This is a genomic window from Kitasatospora sp. NPDC088391, from assembly GCF_044753345.1.
Taxonomy (GTDB): Bacteria; Actinomycetota; Actinomycetes; order Streptomycetales; family Streptomycetaceae; genus Kitasatospora.
This window is the reverse complement of sequence record NZ_JBIVNB010000019.1, coordinates 89,216-102,513: the sequence shown is the minus strand read 5'-3', so window position 1 is coordinate 102,513 and position 13,298 is coordinate 89,216. Positions and strand designations below refer to the sequence as shown.

Below are 13,298 nucleotides of genomic sequence, written 5' to 3'. Positions count from 1 at the left end.
GCGTTGACTTTTGGCACGCTGTTGAGTTCTCAAGGAACGGACGCTTCCTTCGGACCGCATTCCTGCGGACCCTCCGGGCGCTTCGTTCTTTCGTGATTCGAGCTTACCAGACTGTTTTCCCGGCGTTGACCGCCGCTTTACCTGTCTGACTTGCTCTGTTAACCGCCGTTGCGCGGCGACCCGAGCAACGATAGCGGCTTCGTGCCGCAGTGCCTAATCGAGTCGGGGTGGAGTCACCCGGACGGCCGCTCGGAGGGGTGTCGACGGGGCGGGTGCGGGCTCACTCGGATGCCGTAGAGTGCGGCGCGTCGGCCGAGAGGACTAGACCACTTGAGGGTGGCGGGCTCGGTCGGGAGGGTGCGGGAAGGTTGGTTCGCATGCGGTGGGGCTGGTGCGGGTGACGATCTTCGGTGGGGCGACTCGCGGTCGCTATGTCATGAGATGTCCGAAGTTGACGTAATTTGGTTCTCGCTGATCAATGAGCCGCTGCCCCGCGGCCACACGCGATGTACTCCGTACCTGGGAGGCTCCACCATGACCACTGTCACGTCGCCGCTCGCCGGTCGCGCCGTCGGGCTCGCCAATGTTCCGGACCCGGTGTTCGCGGGGGCCATGGTCGGGCCGGGGACGGCGATCGATCCGTTGCGGGAGCCGATCGAGGCGGTGGCTCCGGTGGACGGGCAGGTGGTGTCGATGCACCCGCACGCGTTCGTGGTGATGGACGAGAACGGGCACGGGGTGCTGACGCACCTGGGGATCGACACCGTGCAGCTCAATGGGGAGGGGTTCGAGCTGCTGGTGACCAAGGGGGACCGGGTGAAGCGGGGGCAGCCGGTGATCAAGTGGAATCCGGCGGCGGTGGAGGCCGCGGGGAAGTCGCCGATCTCGCCCATCGTGGCGCTGGAGGCGTCGGCGGAGCAGTTGAGCGGGATCGCGGAGTCCGGTGAGGTCACGGCCGGCGGCGAGCTGTTCATCTGGAACTGACGGCGGCGGACGGCGAGGGCGAAGGGGTTCGGATGATGGAGCGGACGCTGCGCGGCGTGGGGGTCAGCCACGGGGTCGCCATCGGGCAGGTGCGTCATATGGGGACGGCGGTGCTGGAACCGCCGGTGGCGCAGGTCTCGGCCGAGGAGGCTCCTCGGGAGCAGGCCCGGGCGCGGGCCGCGGTGGAGGCGGTGGCGGCGGACCTGGTGGCACGCGGGAACCTGGCCGGTGGTGAGGCGCAGGCGGTGCTGGAGGCCCAGGCGTTGATGGCGCAGGACCCGGAGCTGCTGGCGGACGTGAACCGGCGGATCGACGCGGGGTCCACGGCGGAGCGCGGGGTGTACGACGCGTTCGCGGCGTACCGGGAGTTGCTGGCCGCGGCGGGTGAGTACCTGGCGGGGCGGGTGGCGGACCTGGACGACGTGCGGAACCGGATCGTGGCGCGGCTGCTGGGTGTGCCGATGCCGGGGGTGCCGGACTCGGACGAGCCGTACGTGCTGGTGGCGCGGGACCTGGCGCCGGCGGACACGGCGTTGCTGGACCCGTCGCTGGTGCTGGGGTTCGTGACCGAGGAGGGCGGGCCGACCTCGCACAGCGCGATCCTGGCGCGGGCGATGGGGGTGCCGGCGGTGGTGGCGCTGGCGGGGGCGACGGAGTTGGCGGAGGGGGTGGTGGTCGCGGTCGACGGGTCTTCCGGCGAGGTGCTGGTGGAGCCGGCGGCGGAGCGGCAGGAGGAGTTGCGGCGGCAGGAGGCGCAGCGGAGGGCGGCGCTGGCGGCGTCGTCCGGGCCGGGGCGGACCTCGGACGGGTTCATGGTGCCGTTGCTGGCGAACGTGGGCGGTCCGGCGGACCTGCCGGCGGCGTTGGAGAACGGGGCGGAGGGCGTCGGGCTGTTCCGGACCGAGTTCCTGTTCCTGGACGACTCGGCGCAGGCGCCGAGCGAGGAGAAGCAGGTCGCGGCGTACCGGAAGGTGCTGGAGGCGTTCCCCGGCGCGCGGGTGGTGGTGCGGGTGCTGGACGCGGGGGCGGACAAGCCGTTGGACTTCCTGACGCCCGGGGACGAGCCGAATCCGGCGCTGGGGGTGCGCGGGCTGCGGACCCTGCTGGAGCACCCGGAGGTGCTGCGTTCGCAGTTGCGGGCGTTGGCGCGGGCGGCGGAGGGGCTGACGGTGCGCCTGGAGGTGATGGCGCCGATGGTCGCGGACGGGGTGGACGCGCGGGCGTTCGCGGAGGCCTGCCGGGAGGTGGGGCTGGACGCGAAGTACGGGGCGATGGTGGAGATCCCGTCGGCGGCGCTGCGGGCGGGGGCGATCCTGCGGGAGGTGGAGTTCCTGTCGCTGGGGACGAACGACCTGGCGCAGTACGCGTTCGCGGCGGACCGGCAGGTGGGGTCGTTGGCGCGGTTGCAGGACCCGTGGCAGCCGGCGCTGCTGGATCTGATCGCGGCGTCGGCGCAGGCGGCGAAGGCGGCCGGGAAGAGCTGCGGGGTGTGCGGCGAGGCCGCGTCGGACCCGTTGCTGGCGTGCGTGCTGACGGGGTTGGGCGTGACCAGCCTGTCGATGGGTGCGGCGTCGATCCCGTACGTGCGGGCGGCGTTGGCGCAGGCGTCGTTGGCGCAGTGCCAGCGGGCGGCGGAGGCGGCGCGGGGGGCGGACACCGCGGAGGGGGCGCGGGAGGCGGCGCGGGAGGCGCTGTCGGACGGGTAGGGGGCGTGGTCTCCCGAGGGGTCGCTGCCACCGTGGGGGTTGGCAGCGGCCCCTCGGGGCTTTCTCCGGCTAGGACTGCTTGCGGGTGGCGGCGAGCTGTTCGAAGAACCGCAGGTGGTCGAGGTTGTCGACGGAGCCGGGGTTGACGGCCTTGGTGAGGGGGGTGCCGGAGAGCAGGCGCTTGACGGGGACTTCGAGGCGCTTGCCGGTGAGGGTGTGCGGGAGGCCCTGGACGGTGATCACCTCGTCGGGGACGTGGCGCGGGGAGAGTTCGGTGCGCAGCGAGGTGCGGATGCGGGCGGTGAGGTCCGCGTCGAGGGCGGCGCCGGGGGCGAGGACGACGAACAGCGGCATCCAGTAGCCGCCGTCGGGTTCCTCGAGGCCGATGACCAGGGACTCGGCGATCTCGGGGAGGCGTTCGACGACCTCGTAGATGTCGGCGGAGCCCATCCGGACGCCCTGGCGGTTGAGGGTGGAGTCGGAGCGGCCGTGGATGACGACGGTGCCGCGGCCGGTGGCGGTGATCCAGTCGCCGTGGCGCCAGGTGCCGGGGTACGTATCGAAGTAGCTGTCGTGGTAGCGGTGGCCGTCCGGGTCGTTCCAGAAGCCGGTGGGCATGGACGGGAGCGGCTTGGTGACGACGAGTTCGCCGACGGTGTCGGTGTGCGGATGGCCGTCGGCGTCCCAGGACTCGACGGCGGCGCCGAGGCAGGGGGCCTGGATCTCGCCGAGGTGGACGGGGAGGGTGGGGACGCCGCCGACGAAGCAGGAGCAGACGTCGGTGCCGCCGCTGACGGAGGCGAGCCAGAGGTCGGCCTTGACTTCGTCGTAGATCCACTGGAAGCCGTCGGGCGGGAGCGGGGAGCCGGTGGTGCCGAGGCAGCGGACGGCGGAGAGGTCGAGGTCGCGGCCGGGGTGCAGGTCGGCCTTGCGGCTGGCGATGACGTAGGCGGCGGAGGTGCCGAGGACGGTGGCGCGGGTGCGGGCGGCGACGGACCACAGGGCGCCGGTGTCGGGGTGTCCGGGGCTGCCGTCGTAGGTGACGATCGTGGTGCCGGTGAGCAGGCCGGCGAGGAGGAAGTTCCACATCATCCAGCCGGTGGACGTGTACCAGAGGAACCGGTCGTCGGGGCCGAGGTCGAGGTGGAGGGCGGCCTGCTTGAGGTGTTCGACCAGGATGCCGCCCTGGCTCTGCACGATGGCCTTGGGGAGGCCGGTGGTGCCGGAGGAGTAGAGGACCCAGAGCGGGTGGTCGAAGGGGACCGGCTCGAAGACGGGGGCGGTGTCCGAGGAGACCAGGTCGTCGTAGGCGAGGGTGCCCTCGGGGGCGGGGGTGCCGAGCAGGGGGACGTGGACGACGGTGGTGAGGGTGGGGAGTTCGCGGCGGAGTTCGGCGACCACCTCGGTGCGGTCGTGGTCCTTGCCGCCGTAGTGGTAGCCGTCGACGGCGAACAGGACGGTGGGTTCGATCTGCTGGAGGCGGTCGAGGACGCTGCGGGCGCCGAAGTCGGGGGCGCAGCTGGTCCAGGTGGCGCCGACGGCGGCGGTGGCGAGGAGGGCGACGGCGGCCTGCGGGACGTTGGGCAGGTAAGCGCTTACCCGGTCGCCGGGGCGGACGCCGTTGGCGCGCAGGGCGGCGGCCAGCGAGCCGACCTGGCGGCGGAGTTCGGACCAGCTGGTGGCGACCGGCTCGGTGGTGCGCTCGTCCAGGTGGAGGATGGCGGGGCGGTCGGCGTTGGCCGGGTCCTCGGCGGCGCGGAGGGCGTGCTCGGCGTAGTTGAGGGTGGCGCCGGGGAACCACTTCGCGCCGGGCATGGTGGCGGGTTCGGCGAGGACCGCGGTGGGCGGGGTGTGGAAGCGGACGTCGAAGTACTCGGTGACGGCCGTCCAGAAGCGGCTGACGTCCTCGGTGGACCAGCGGTGGAGGTCCGCGTAGCGGGTGGCGGCCTCGGTGTCGGTGTCGACGGGGGCGAGCGGGGCGGCGGGGGCGCCGTGGTGGGTGGCGGCCCAGCGCTGGAAGGCGACCAGGCGGCTGGCGGCGGCGTGCTCGGGGTTCGGGCGCCAGAGCGGCTCGGCGTGCGGGTGCTGCTGGTCCTGGGGGGTCGGAGGGGTGCTCACGTGGTGTTCTCCAGGCCGGGGTGGGGACGGCTGGGCTTGTGGCGGGCCGTCCGTGGGGTGCTGACGCTGCTGACCATGCCACGTGATCTTCCGATGGTCCAGGGTCGGGCGGTCGGGGTGCTGGTGGGGGCGGGTGGGAGGTGGTAGACCGGCGGGATGACGGTGGCTTATGACGTGGTGATCGTGGGTGGCGGGCACAACGGGCTGGTGGCGGCCGGGTACCTGGGGCGGGCCGGGCTGCGGGTGCTGGTGCTGGAGCGGTTGGGGCACCTGGGCGGGGCGGCGGTGTCGGAGCGGGCGTTCGCCGGGGTGGACGCGCGGCTGTCGCGGTACTCGTACCTGGTGAGCCTGCTGCCGCGGCGCATCCTGGCGGAGCTGGGGGTGCGGGTGGAGCTGCGGCGCCGACGGATCTCCTCGTACACGCCGTGGGAGCGGGACGGGCGGGTCGGCGGGTTGCTGGTGGATGCCGGGGACGAGCGGCGGACGGCCGAGTCGTTCCGCGGACTGACGGGCGGGGAGCGGGAGTTCGCGGCCTGGCGGGAGTTCTACGGGATGACCGGGCGGGTGGCGGAGCGGGTGTTCCCGTCGCTGACGGAGCCGTTGCCCTCGCGGGCGGAGCTGCGGGCGCGGGTGGACGATCCGGTGGCGTGGGGCGAGTTGTTCGAGCGGCCGTTGGGCGAGGCGCTGGAGCGCAGGTTCGCGGACGACGTGGTGCGGGGCGTGGTGCTGACGGACGCGCTGATCGGGACGTTCACGCACGCGCACGATCCTTCGCTGCGGCAGAACCGGTGCTTCCTCTACCACGTGGTGGGCGGCGGGACGGGCGACTGGGACGTGCCGGTGGGCGGGATGGGCGCGGTGTCCGGGGCGTTGGCGGAGGCGGCCCGGGCGGGTGGGGCCGAGTTGCTGACGGGGTGCGAGGTGACGGCGGTGGACCCCGGCGGGGCGGGCGGCCCGGCCGAGGTGGGGTTCCGGGACGCGGACGGGGTGGAGCGGCGGGTCGGGGCGCGGTGGGTGCTGTGCAACGCGGCGCCGGTGGAGCTGGAGCGGCTGGTGGGCGGGGCGGCACCGGCGGGCGGGGCCGGGCCGGAGGGGGCGCAGTTGAAGGTGAACATGCTGCTGCGTCGGCTGCCGCGGTTGCGGGACGGGGCGGTGGACGGGCCGGACGCGTTCGGGGGGACGTTCCACGTCGCGGAGTCGTACACGGAGCTGGAAAGCGCTTACCGGTCGGCGGCGGCGGGGCGGTTGCCCTCCCCCGCGCCGTCGGAGATCTACTGCCACTCGCTGGCCGACCGGTCGATCCTGGGGCCCGGGGTGCCGGCGGGGGCGCAGACCTTGACGCTGTTCGGGCTGCAGGTGCCGGCCCGGCTGTTCGCCGCCGATCCGGAGGGGGTGCGGCAGGCCGCGCTGCAGGGGGTGCTGGCGGCCCTGGACGGGGTGTTGGCGGAGCCGCTCGCGGACTGCCTGGCCACGGACGCGGAGGGGCGGCCCTGTCTGGAGGTGCGCGGGCCGCTCGACCTGGAGGCGGACCTGCGGCTGCCGGGCGGCAACATCTTCCACCGGGACCTGGCGTTCCCGTTCCGGGACGGGGCGGACGCGGGTCCGCCGGTGGGGCGGTGGGGCGTGGGGACCGGGCATCCGCGGGTGCTGCTGTGCGGGGCGGGCGCGGTGCGGGGCGGCGGGGTGAGCGGGATTCCGGGGCACAACGCGGCGATGGCGGTGCTCGGGCGGTAGCGACGGGTGCCGGCGGGGCGGTGCCGGGGCCGGTCGGAAAGCGGTTTCCGACCGGCCGGGCGGGGGCCTCAGAGGTGGGCGTACTCGCCGTCGAACCAGGAGCGGGCGACCCGGGTGTGGAACGGGAAGACCAGTTGGGTGTCGACGGTGGCGAGCTGCCAGCCCTCGGTCTCCTCGGTGGCGACGGACGGCGGGAGGTCGGCGAGGTTGCGGGCCGGGAGCAGGCCGAACAGGCAGATGAAGCCGCCGCGGGCGTCGGATTCGGTGGAGACCAGGCGGACCTCGGACGAGTCGGCGAGGATGCCGGTCTCCTCGCGCAGTTCGCGGACCACCGCCTGCTGCCAGCTCTCGCCGTAGTCGACGTAGCCGCCGGGCAGGGCGAGTTGGCCGTAACCCGGTTCGATGGTGCGGCGGATGACGGTCAGTCGGGTGTCGCCGTCCGGGTGGTGCACGGGCAGCAGGGCGACGGTGACCGGGAGCGGGTTGCGGTAGCTGATCTCCTGGCAGCCGGTGCAGGTCCGCGGCCACGCCTCGGTGTCTGCCGGGTAGGGCGCGCCGCACCAGTGGCAGTGGCTGTGCGGGCCGAAGACGGTGGGGCGGGCGGACGGCTGGGTCGTCATGAGGGGATGGTAGTCCGGCCGGGTGGGGCGGCGGGGGCGAAGCCGGGGTCGGATCGGGGACGGGCCGGGGCCGGGGTGGGCCGGGGTCGCGGTGGGTGGGGCGCGGGTGCAGGCTGGAGGGATGGCTGTGCACTTGGACGGGGGTTTCGGGGCGGCGCTGGCGGCCGGGGCGGTGGTGCTGGACGGGGGGTTGTCGAACCGGCTGGCCGATCAGGGGTGCGACCTGGCGGACGGGTTGTGGTCGGCGCGGTTGCTGCTGGACGACCCGGGGCAGTTGGTGGCGGCACACCGGGCGTACTTCGAGGCGGGGGCGCGGGTGGCGACGGCGGCGAGCTACCAGGCGAGTCGGCAGGGGTTCGCGGCGCGCGGGGTGGGGGCGGCCAAGGCGGACCGGTTGCTGGTGTTGAGCGTGGAGTTGGCGCGGCAGGCGGCCGAGGAGGTGTCGGCGGCGTCCGGTGACGGGCTCGCGCGCTGGGTGGCGGCCTCGGTGGGGCCGTACGGGGCGGTGCTGGCGGACGGGTCGGAGTACCGGGGTCATTACGGCCTGTCCGCCGCGGAGTTGGCGGAGTTCCACCGTCCGCGTCTGGCGGCGTTGGCGGCGGCGGGGCCGGACGTGCTGGCGGTGGAGACGGTGCCGGATCTGCTGGAGGCGTCGGTACTGGCGGACTGCGTACGGGAGTTGGGGCTGCCGGCGTGGTTCTCGTTCGGGGCGGCGGGCGGGCGGACCCGGGGCGGTGAGCCGTTGGCGGAGGCGTTCGCCCTGGTGGCGGAGGTTCCGGAGGTGGTGGCGGTCGGGGTGAACTGCTGTGCGCCGGAGGAGGTGGCGGCGGCGGTCGGGTTGGCGGTGGAGGTGACGGGGCGGCCGGCGGTGGCGTACCCGAACAGCGGGGAGGGCTGGGACGCGGGGGCGCGGGACTGGGCGGGGGCGGGGAGCTTCGATCCGGGCGCGGTGGGCGGCTGGGTCGCGGCGGGGGCCCGGCTGGTGGGCGGCTGCTGCCGGGTGGGACCGGCGGAGGTGGCCGAACTCGCCCGGCTGGTGGAGGGGAAGGAGGAGTGAAGGGATGCGTGGGTTCCGGCCGGGAGCGGCGGTCCGGTGCTGTCGGCGGGGTGCGAAGGGATGCCGAGCGAAGGCGGTCGGCATGGTCGACCGATGGACAGGTGTGACCGGGCGCGCCGGGGCCGGGTGGTGGGGCGGCGCTCCTTGACTCGGGGGTCCGGCTGCGGTTGGCTTCCGGACATTGATCGACATTGTCAAACGGTGGCTGGAGGGTCGGCGTCCGCCGGACCGTCCGTGTGGTTTGCCGGACCCGCGCGTACGGGGACTGACGAAGGGTCAGCCCCTCCCCCTTCGACGTCCGTGTCCGCGCCCGAGTCCGTGAGCCGAGGAATCGCATGACTGCCAGCTACATCGCCGCGATCGACCAGGGCACCACCTCCAGCCGCTGCATCGTGTTCGGCGCGGACGGCCGGATCGTCTCCGTCGACCAGCAGGAGCACTCGCAGATCTTCCCGCAGCCCGGCTGGGTCGAGCACGACGCCGCCGAGATCTGGACCCGGGTCCGGTCCGTGGTCCGCGGGGCGTTGGAGAAGGCGGGCCTGTCCCGGGAGGACATCCGGGCGATCGGCATCACCAACCAGCGCGAGACCACGGTGTTGTGGGACAGGCACACGGGTGAGCCGGTGCACAACGCGCTGGTGTGGCAGGACACCCGGACCGAGGCGCTCTGCCGGGAGCTGGGCCGCAACGTGGGCCAGGACCGGTTCCGGCGGGAGACCGGCCTGCCGCTGGCCTCGTACTTCGCCGGGCCGAAGATCCGCTGGCTGCTGGACAACGTCGAGGGCCTGCGCGAGCGCGCCGAGGCCGGCGACATCCTGTTCGGCACCATGGACACCTGGGTGATCTGGAACCTGACGGGTGGCGTCGACGGCGGCAAGCACGTCACCGACGTCACCAACGCCTCCCGCACCATGCTGATGAACCTGCACACCCTCCAGTGGGACGAGAAGATCGCCGAGTCGATGGGCGTGCCGCTGAACGTGCTGCCGGAGATCCGGTCCTCGGCCGAGGTGTACGGGGAGGCGGTGGGCGAGCTGGCGGGGGTGCCGGTGGCGGCGGCGCTGGGCGACCAGCAGGCGGCGCTGTTCGGGCAGACCTGCTTCGACGAGGGCGAGGCCAAGTCGACGTACGGGACGGGAACGTTCCTGCTGCTGAACACCGGCGAGAAGATCGTCAACTCGTACCACGGGCTGCTGACCACCGTCGGCTACCGGATCGGCGAGCAGGCGCCGGTGTACGCGCTGGAGGGGTCGATCGCAGTCACCGGGTCCCTGGTGCAGTGGCTGCGCGACCAGTTGGGGATCATCTCGACGGCGGCGGAGATCGAGACGCTGGCGAGCACGGTGGAGGACAACGGCGGGGCGTACTTCGTGCCCGCGTTCTCCGGGTTGTTCGCGCCGTACTGGCGTTCCGACGCGCGCGGCGTCATCGCCGGCCTGACCCGGTACGTCACCAAGGGGCACCTGGCGCGGGCGGTGCTGGAGGCGACGGCCTGGCAGACCCGCGAGGTGGTCGACGCGATGCGCAAGGACTCCGGGGTCACGCTGACGGCGTTGAAGGTGGACGGCGGCATGACCAGCAACAACCTGCTGATGCAGAACATCGCGGACGTGCTGGACGCCCCCGTGGAGCGGCCGTTCGTGGCGGAGACCACGGCGCTCGGCGCGGCGTACGCGGCCGGGCTGGCCGTCGGGTTCTGGGACGACCTGGACACGCTGCGGGCGAACTGGCACCGGGCCGCCGAGTGGACGCCGCGGATGGACGCGGCGACGCGCGAGCGCGAGCACCGCAACTGGTTGAAGGCCGTGGAGCGCACCATGGGCTGGATCGAGCAGGACGAGCGGGACGCGCAGCAGCAGGACTGAGCGGCCGTCGGAACCACCACTTTCCCGACCGGAAGGAGACGCGGGCCGGCCTTCGCCGGCCGGTCCGCCCACCACACACCATGGCAACCATCCCGACCCTGGGCGCCGAGCGCGACGCCGGCCGCGTCGTCCCTCGTGCCGCCACCCGTGAGCTGCTCGGCCGGGCCCGCTACGACCTGCTGGTGATCGGCGGCGGCATCCTCGGCACCGCGACCGCCTGGACCGCCGCCCAGGCCGGCCTCAAGGTCGCCATGGTCGACGCCGGGGACTTCGCCGGCGCCACCTCCTCCGCCTCCTCCAAGCTGGTCCACGGCGGGCTGCGCTACCTGCAGACCGGCGCCGTCAAGCTGGTCGCCGAGAACCACAAGGAGCGCCGGGCGCTGGCCACCGACGTGGCCCCGCACCTGGTCAACCCGCTGACCTTCTTCGTGCCGGTGTACCGGGACGGGCCGCACTCGGCGTCGAAGCTCGGCGCGGGCGTCTTCCTGTACTCGGCGCTCTCGGCGTTCCGGGACGGCATGGGCCGGGTGGCCTCCCCGGCGGCGGCGGCGCGGGCGGTGCCGGGGCTGCGGACGGAGGGGCTGCGTTCGGTCGCCGTGTACGGCGACCACCAGATGAACGACGCCCGGATGGCCGTGATGACGGTGCGGGCGGCGGTGGACGCGGGCGCGGTGGTGCTCAACCACGCCGAGGTGACGGGGCTGCGCTTCACCCGGGGCCGGGTCAGCGGCGCCGAGCTCAAGGACCGCCTGGACGGCGCCGAGTTCGGCGTCGACGCCCGGCTGGTGCTGAACGCCACCGGCCCGTGGGTCGACCACCTGCGGCGGATGGAGTACCCGGGCGCGGAGCCGTCGATCCGGTTGTCGAAGGGCGCGCACGTGGTGCTGCGGCGGCAGGCGCCGTGGCGGGCCGCGCTGACCATCCCGATCGACCACTACCGGGTGTCCTTCGCCATCCCGTGGGAGGACCACGTCCTGCTCGGCACCACCGACGAGGAGTACACCGGCGACCCGCTGGACGTCCGCGCCACCGAGGCCGACGTCGACCAGATCCTCGACGAGGCCGGGCACGCGGTGCGGGCGGACCACCTGCGGCGGGAGGACATCACGTACGCCTTCGCGGGCCTGCGGGTGCTGCCGGGCGGGCCCGGGGCGACGGCGGCGGCCAAGCGGGAGACGGTGGTGACGGAGGGCCGCGGCGGCATGCTGTCGGTCGCGGGCGGCAAGTGGACCACCTACCGGCACATCGGCCGGGTCGTCCTGGAGAAGCTGAAGAACGCGTCCGGGGCGGGCCTGGCGGAGGACGTCTCGCCGATCCCGGCGACGGTGCCGCTGCCCGGCATCGGCGCGCCGGACGCCGTCGCGCACCGGCTGCTGATCGACCGCGACCCGGGCTCCCGGATGGACCCGCTGGTGGCCCGGCACCTGGCCACCCACTACGGGACGCTGTCCTTCGGGATCGCCCGGCTGGTCGCGGAGCGCCCCGAGCTGGGCGAGCGGGTGCACCCGGACGGGCCGGACGTCTGGGCGCAGGTGGTGTACGCGGCCGAGCAGGAGTGGGCGTACACGGTGGACGACGTGCTGCGGCGCCGGACCACGGTGACGGTGCGCGGGCTGGACACCGAGGAGGTCCGCAAGCGGACGGCGGAGCTGCTGGGGCGGTGAGCCGCCGGTGGCGGGGCGGGACGGGGCGACGCCCTCCGGGAGAGAAGCGGGAGTCCGGAGGGCGTCGCGGTCTTGCGGGCGCGCGGTCTTGAGGGGGTGGGGGTGGCGGTCGGTCAGATGATCAGGCTGAGCGGCATGATCAGGGCGATCGCCACCACCGAGATGATCGTCTCCATCACCGACCAGGACTTCAGGGTCTGGCCGACGCTCATCCCGAAGTACTCCTTGACCAGCCAGAACCCGGCGTCGTTGACGTGCGACAGGAACAGCGACCCGGCGCCGATGGCGAGCACCAGCAGGGCGGCGTGGGTGGTGGACATGTCGGCGGCCAGCGGGCCGACGATGCCGGCCGCGGTGATGGTGGCGACGGTGGCGGAGCCGGTGGCGAGGCGGATCAGCACGGCGATCAGCCAGCCGAGCAGCAGCACCGAGATGTGCCACTTGCCGGACCACTCGCTGACCGCGTTGCCGACGCCGACGTCGATCAGGGTCTGCTTGAAGCCGCCGCCCGCGCCGACGATGAACACGATGCCGGCGATCGGGCCGAGCGCGGAGCCGACCGTCGCGGAGATCTTCCCCTTGTCGAAGCCGGCCGCCCGGCCGAGGGTCAGCATGGCCAGCAGGGTGGCGGCGAGCAGGGCGATCAGCGGCGAGCCGATGAAGTCGAAGAACCGCTGGACGGTGGACTTCGGGTCGTCGACGACCACGTCGGTGAGGGCCTTGCCGAGCATCAGCACGACGGGCAGCAGGATGGTCGCCATGACGGCGCCGAACCGCGGGGTGCGGCCGGGCTCCCGCTTCGCGGTGTCGGCCGGGGTGTCCTCGGGGGCGGCGGGGATCGCCAGCGGGCCGACCCAGCGTTCGGCGAGGCGGGCGAAGAGCGGGCCGGCCACGATCAGGGTGGGGACGGCGATCAGCAGGCCGAGCGCGAGGGTGACGCCGAGGTCGGCGTGCAGGGCGTCGACGGCGACCAGCGGGCCCGGGTGCGGGGGCACCAGGCCGTGCAGGACGGAGAGGCCGGCCAGCGCGGGGATGCCGATCCGGATCAGCGGGACGTTGCCGCGCCGGGCCACCAGCAGCACGATCGGGATCAGCAGCACCACGCCGACCTCGAAGAACAGCGGCAGGCCGAGCACGGCGGCGATCAGCGCCATCGCCCAGGGCAGCGCCTTCGGGCCGGTCCGGGCCAGCACGGTGTCGGCGATGATGTTGGCGCCGCCGGAGTCGGCGAGCAGCTTGCCGAGCATCGCGCCGAGGCCGATCAGCAGGCCGACCGAGGCGACGGTGGAGCCGAAGCCGGTGGAGAAGCTGGCCAGCAGCTTGTCGAAGGGCGCGCCGGCGACGGCGGCGAGCAGCCCCGATCCGAGGGTGAGGGCCAGGAACGGGTGCATCTTGAGGCGGGTGATCAGCAGCACGATCGCGCCGATGCTGAGCAGCACCGCGAGCAGCAGTTGCCCGTTGCTGGACGTGTGCGGCAGCGCCGGGGCGCCGGCCGCGAGCAGGGTGGGGGTCACGGGGGTCTCCATCGACGGGCCGTCACCGCCCGGCTG

General features: G+C 73.7%; 9 protein-coding genes. 6 read left to right on the top strand and 3 right to left on the bottom strand.

Features of this window, described 5'->3' with window-relative positions:
* The first annotated feature begins 534 nt into the window (after window positions 1-534).
* Together ACIQBJ_RS34500 and ptsP are read left to right on the top strand one after the other, a co-directional pair.
* Complete coding sequence (locus ACIQBJ_RS34500; protein WP_400718664.1) at window positions 535-984, top strand: PTS glucose transporter subunit IIA; 450 nt, start codon at window positions 535-537, stop codon at window positions 982-984.
* A 35-nt stretch (window positions 985-1,019) separates the two neighbouring features.
* Window positions 1,020-2,690: a phosphoenolpyruvate--protein phosphotransferase gene (gene ptsP, locus ACIQBJ_RS34495; RefSeq protein WP_400718668.1), complete on the top strand. Its 1,671-nt coding sequence runs from the start codon at window positions 1,020-1,022 to the stop codon at window positions 2,688-2,690.
* A gap of 69 nt (window positions 2,691-2,759) precedes the next feature.
* Here the strand turns inward: ptsP and ACIQBJ_RS34490 are convergent, their stop codons facing one another.
* Window positions 2,760-4,808: an acetoacetate--CoA ligase gene (locus tag ACIQBJ_RS34490; RefSeq protein ID WP_400718663.1), complete on the bottom strand. Its 2,049-nt coding sequence runs from the start codon at window positions 4,806-4,808 to the stop codon at window positions 2,760-2,762.
* Window positions 4,809-4,964: 156 nt separating this feature from the next.
* Here ACIQBJ_RS34490 and ACIQBJ_RS34485 point away from each other — a divergent pair, with 156 nt between their 5' ends.
* Window positions 4,965-6,542, top strand: coding sequence for a phytoene desaturase family protein (locus ACIQBJ_RS34485; RefSeq protein ID WP_400718661.1), 1,578 nt, complete (start codon window positions 4,965-4,967; stop codon window positions 6,540-6,542).
* A gap of 68 nt (window positions 6,543-6,610) precedes the next feature.
* On the opposite strand, the gene ACIQBJ_RS34480 is transcribed toward ACIQBJ_RS34485, so the two are convergent.
* Entirely contained in the window at window positions 6,611-7,162 is a 552-nt protein-coding gene (locus tag ACIQBJ_RS34480; RefSeq protein ID WP_400718660.1) for an NUDIX domain-containing protein, read from the bottom strand.
* A gap of 121 nt (window positions 7,163-7,283) precedes the next feature.
* Here ACIQBJ_RS34480 and mmuM point away from each other — a divergent pair, with 121 nt between their 5' ends.
* The 3 genes from mmuM to ACIQBJ_RS34465 all read left to right on the top strand — a co-directional run bounded on the left by mmuM (window position 7,284) and on the right by ACIQBJ_RS34465 (window position 11,748).
* Window positions 7,284-8,219 (top strand): homocysteine S-methyltransferase, encoded by a 936-nt coding sequence (mmuM, locus tag ACIQBJ_RS34475; RefSeq protein WP_400718658.1) that lies wholly within the window; start codon window positions 7,284-7,286, stop codon window positions 8,217-8,219.
* Between the two features lie 335 nt (window positions 8,220-8,554).
* A complete protein-coding gene (gene glpK / locus ACIQBJ_RS34470) occupies window positions 8,555-10,084 on the top strand; it encodes a glycerol kinase GlpK (protein ID WP_400718657.1) in 1,530 nt (509 codons plus the stop codon).
* An 80-nt stretch (window positions 10,085-10,164) separates the two neighbouring features.
* The gene (locus tag ACIQBJ_RS34465) at window positions 10,165-11,748 is read left to right on the top strand and encodes a glycerol-3-phosphate dehydrogenase/oxidase (protein WP_400718656.1); all 1,584 of its coding nucleotides are present in this window, start codon (window positions 10,165-10,167) and stop codon (window positions 11,746-11,748) included.
* Between the two features lie 113 nt (window positions 11,749-11,861).
* Here ACIQBJ_RS34465 and ACIQBJ_RS34460 read toward each other — a convergent pair whose 3' ends face one another.
* Entirely contained in the window at window positions 11,862-13,274 is a 1,413-nt protein-coding gene (locus tag ACIQBJ_RS34460; protein ID WP_400718655.1) for a GntP family permease, read from the bottom strand.
* Window positions 13,275-13,298 lie beyond the last annotated feature (24 nt).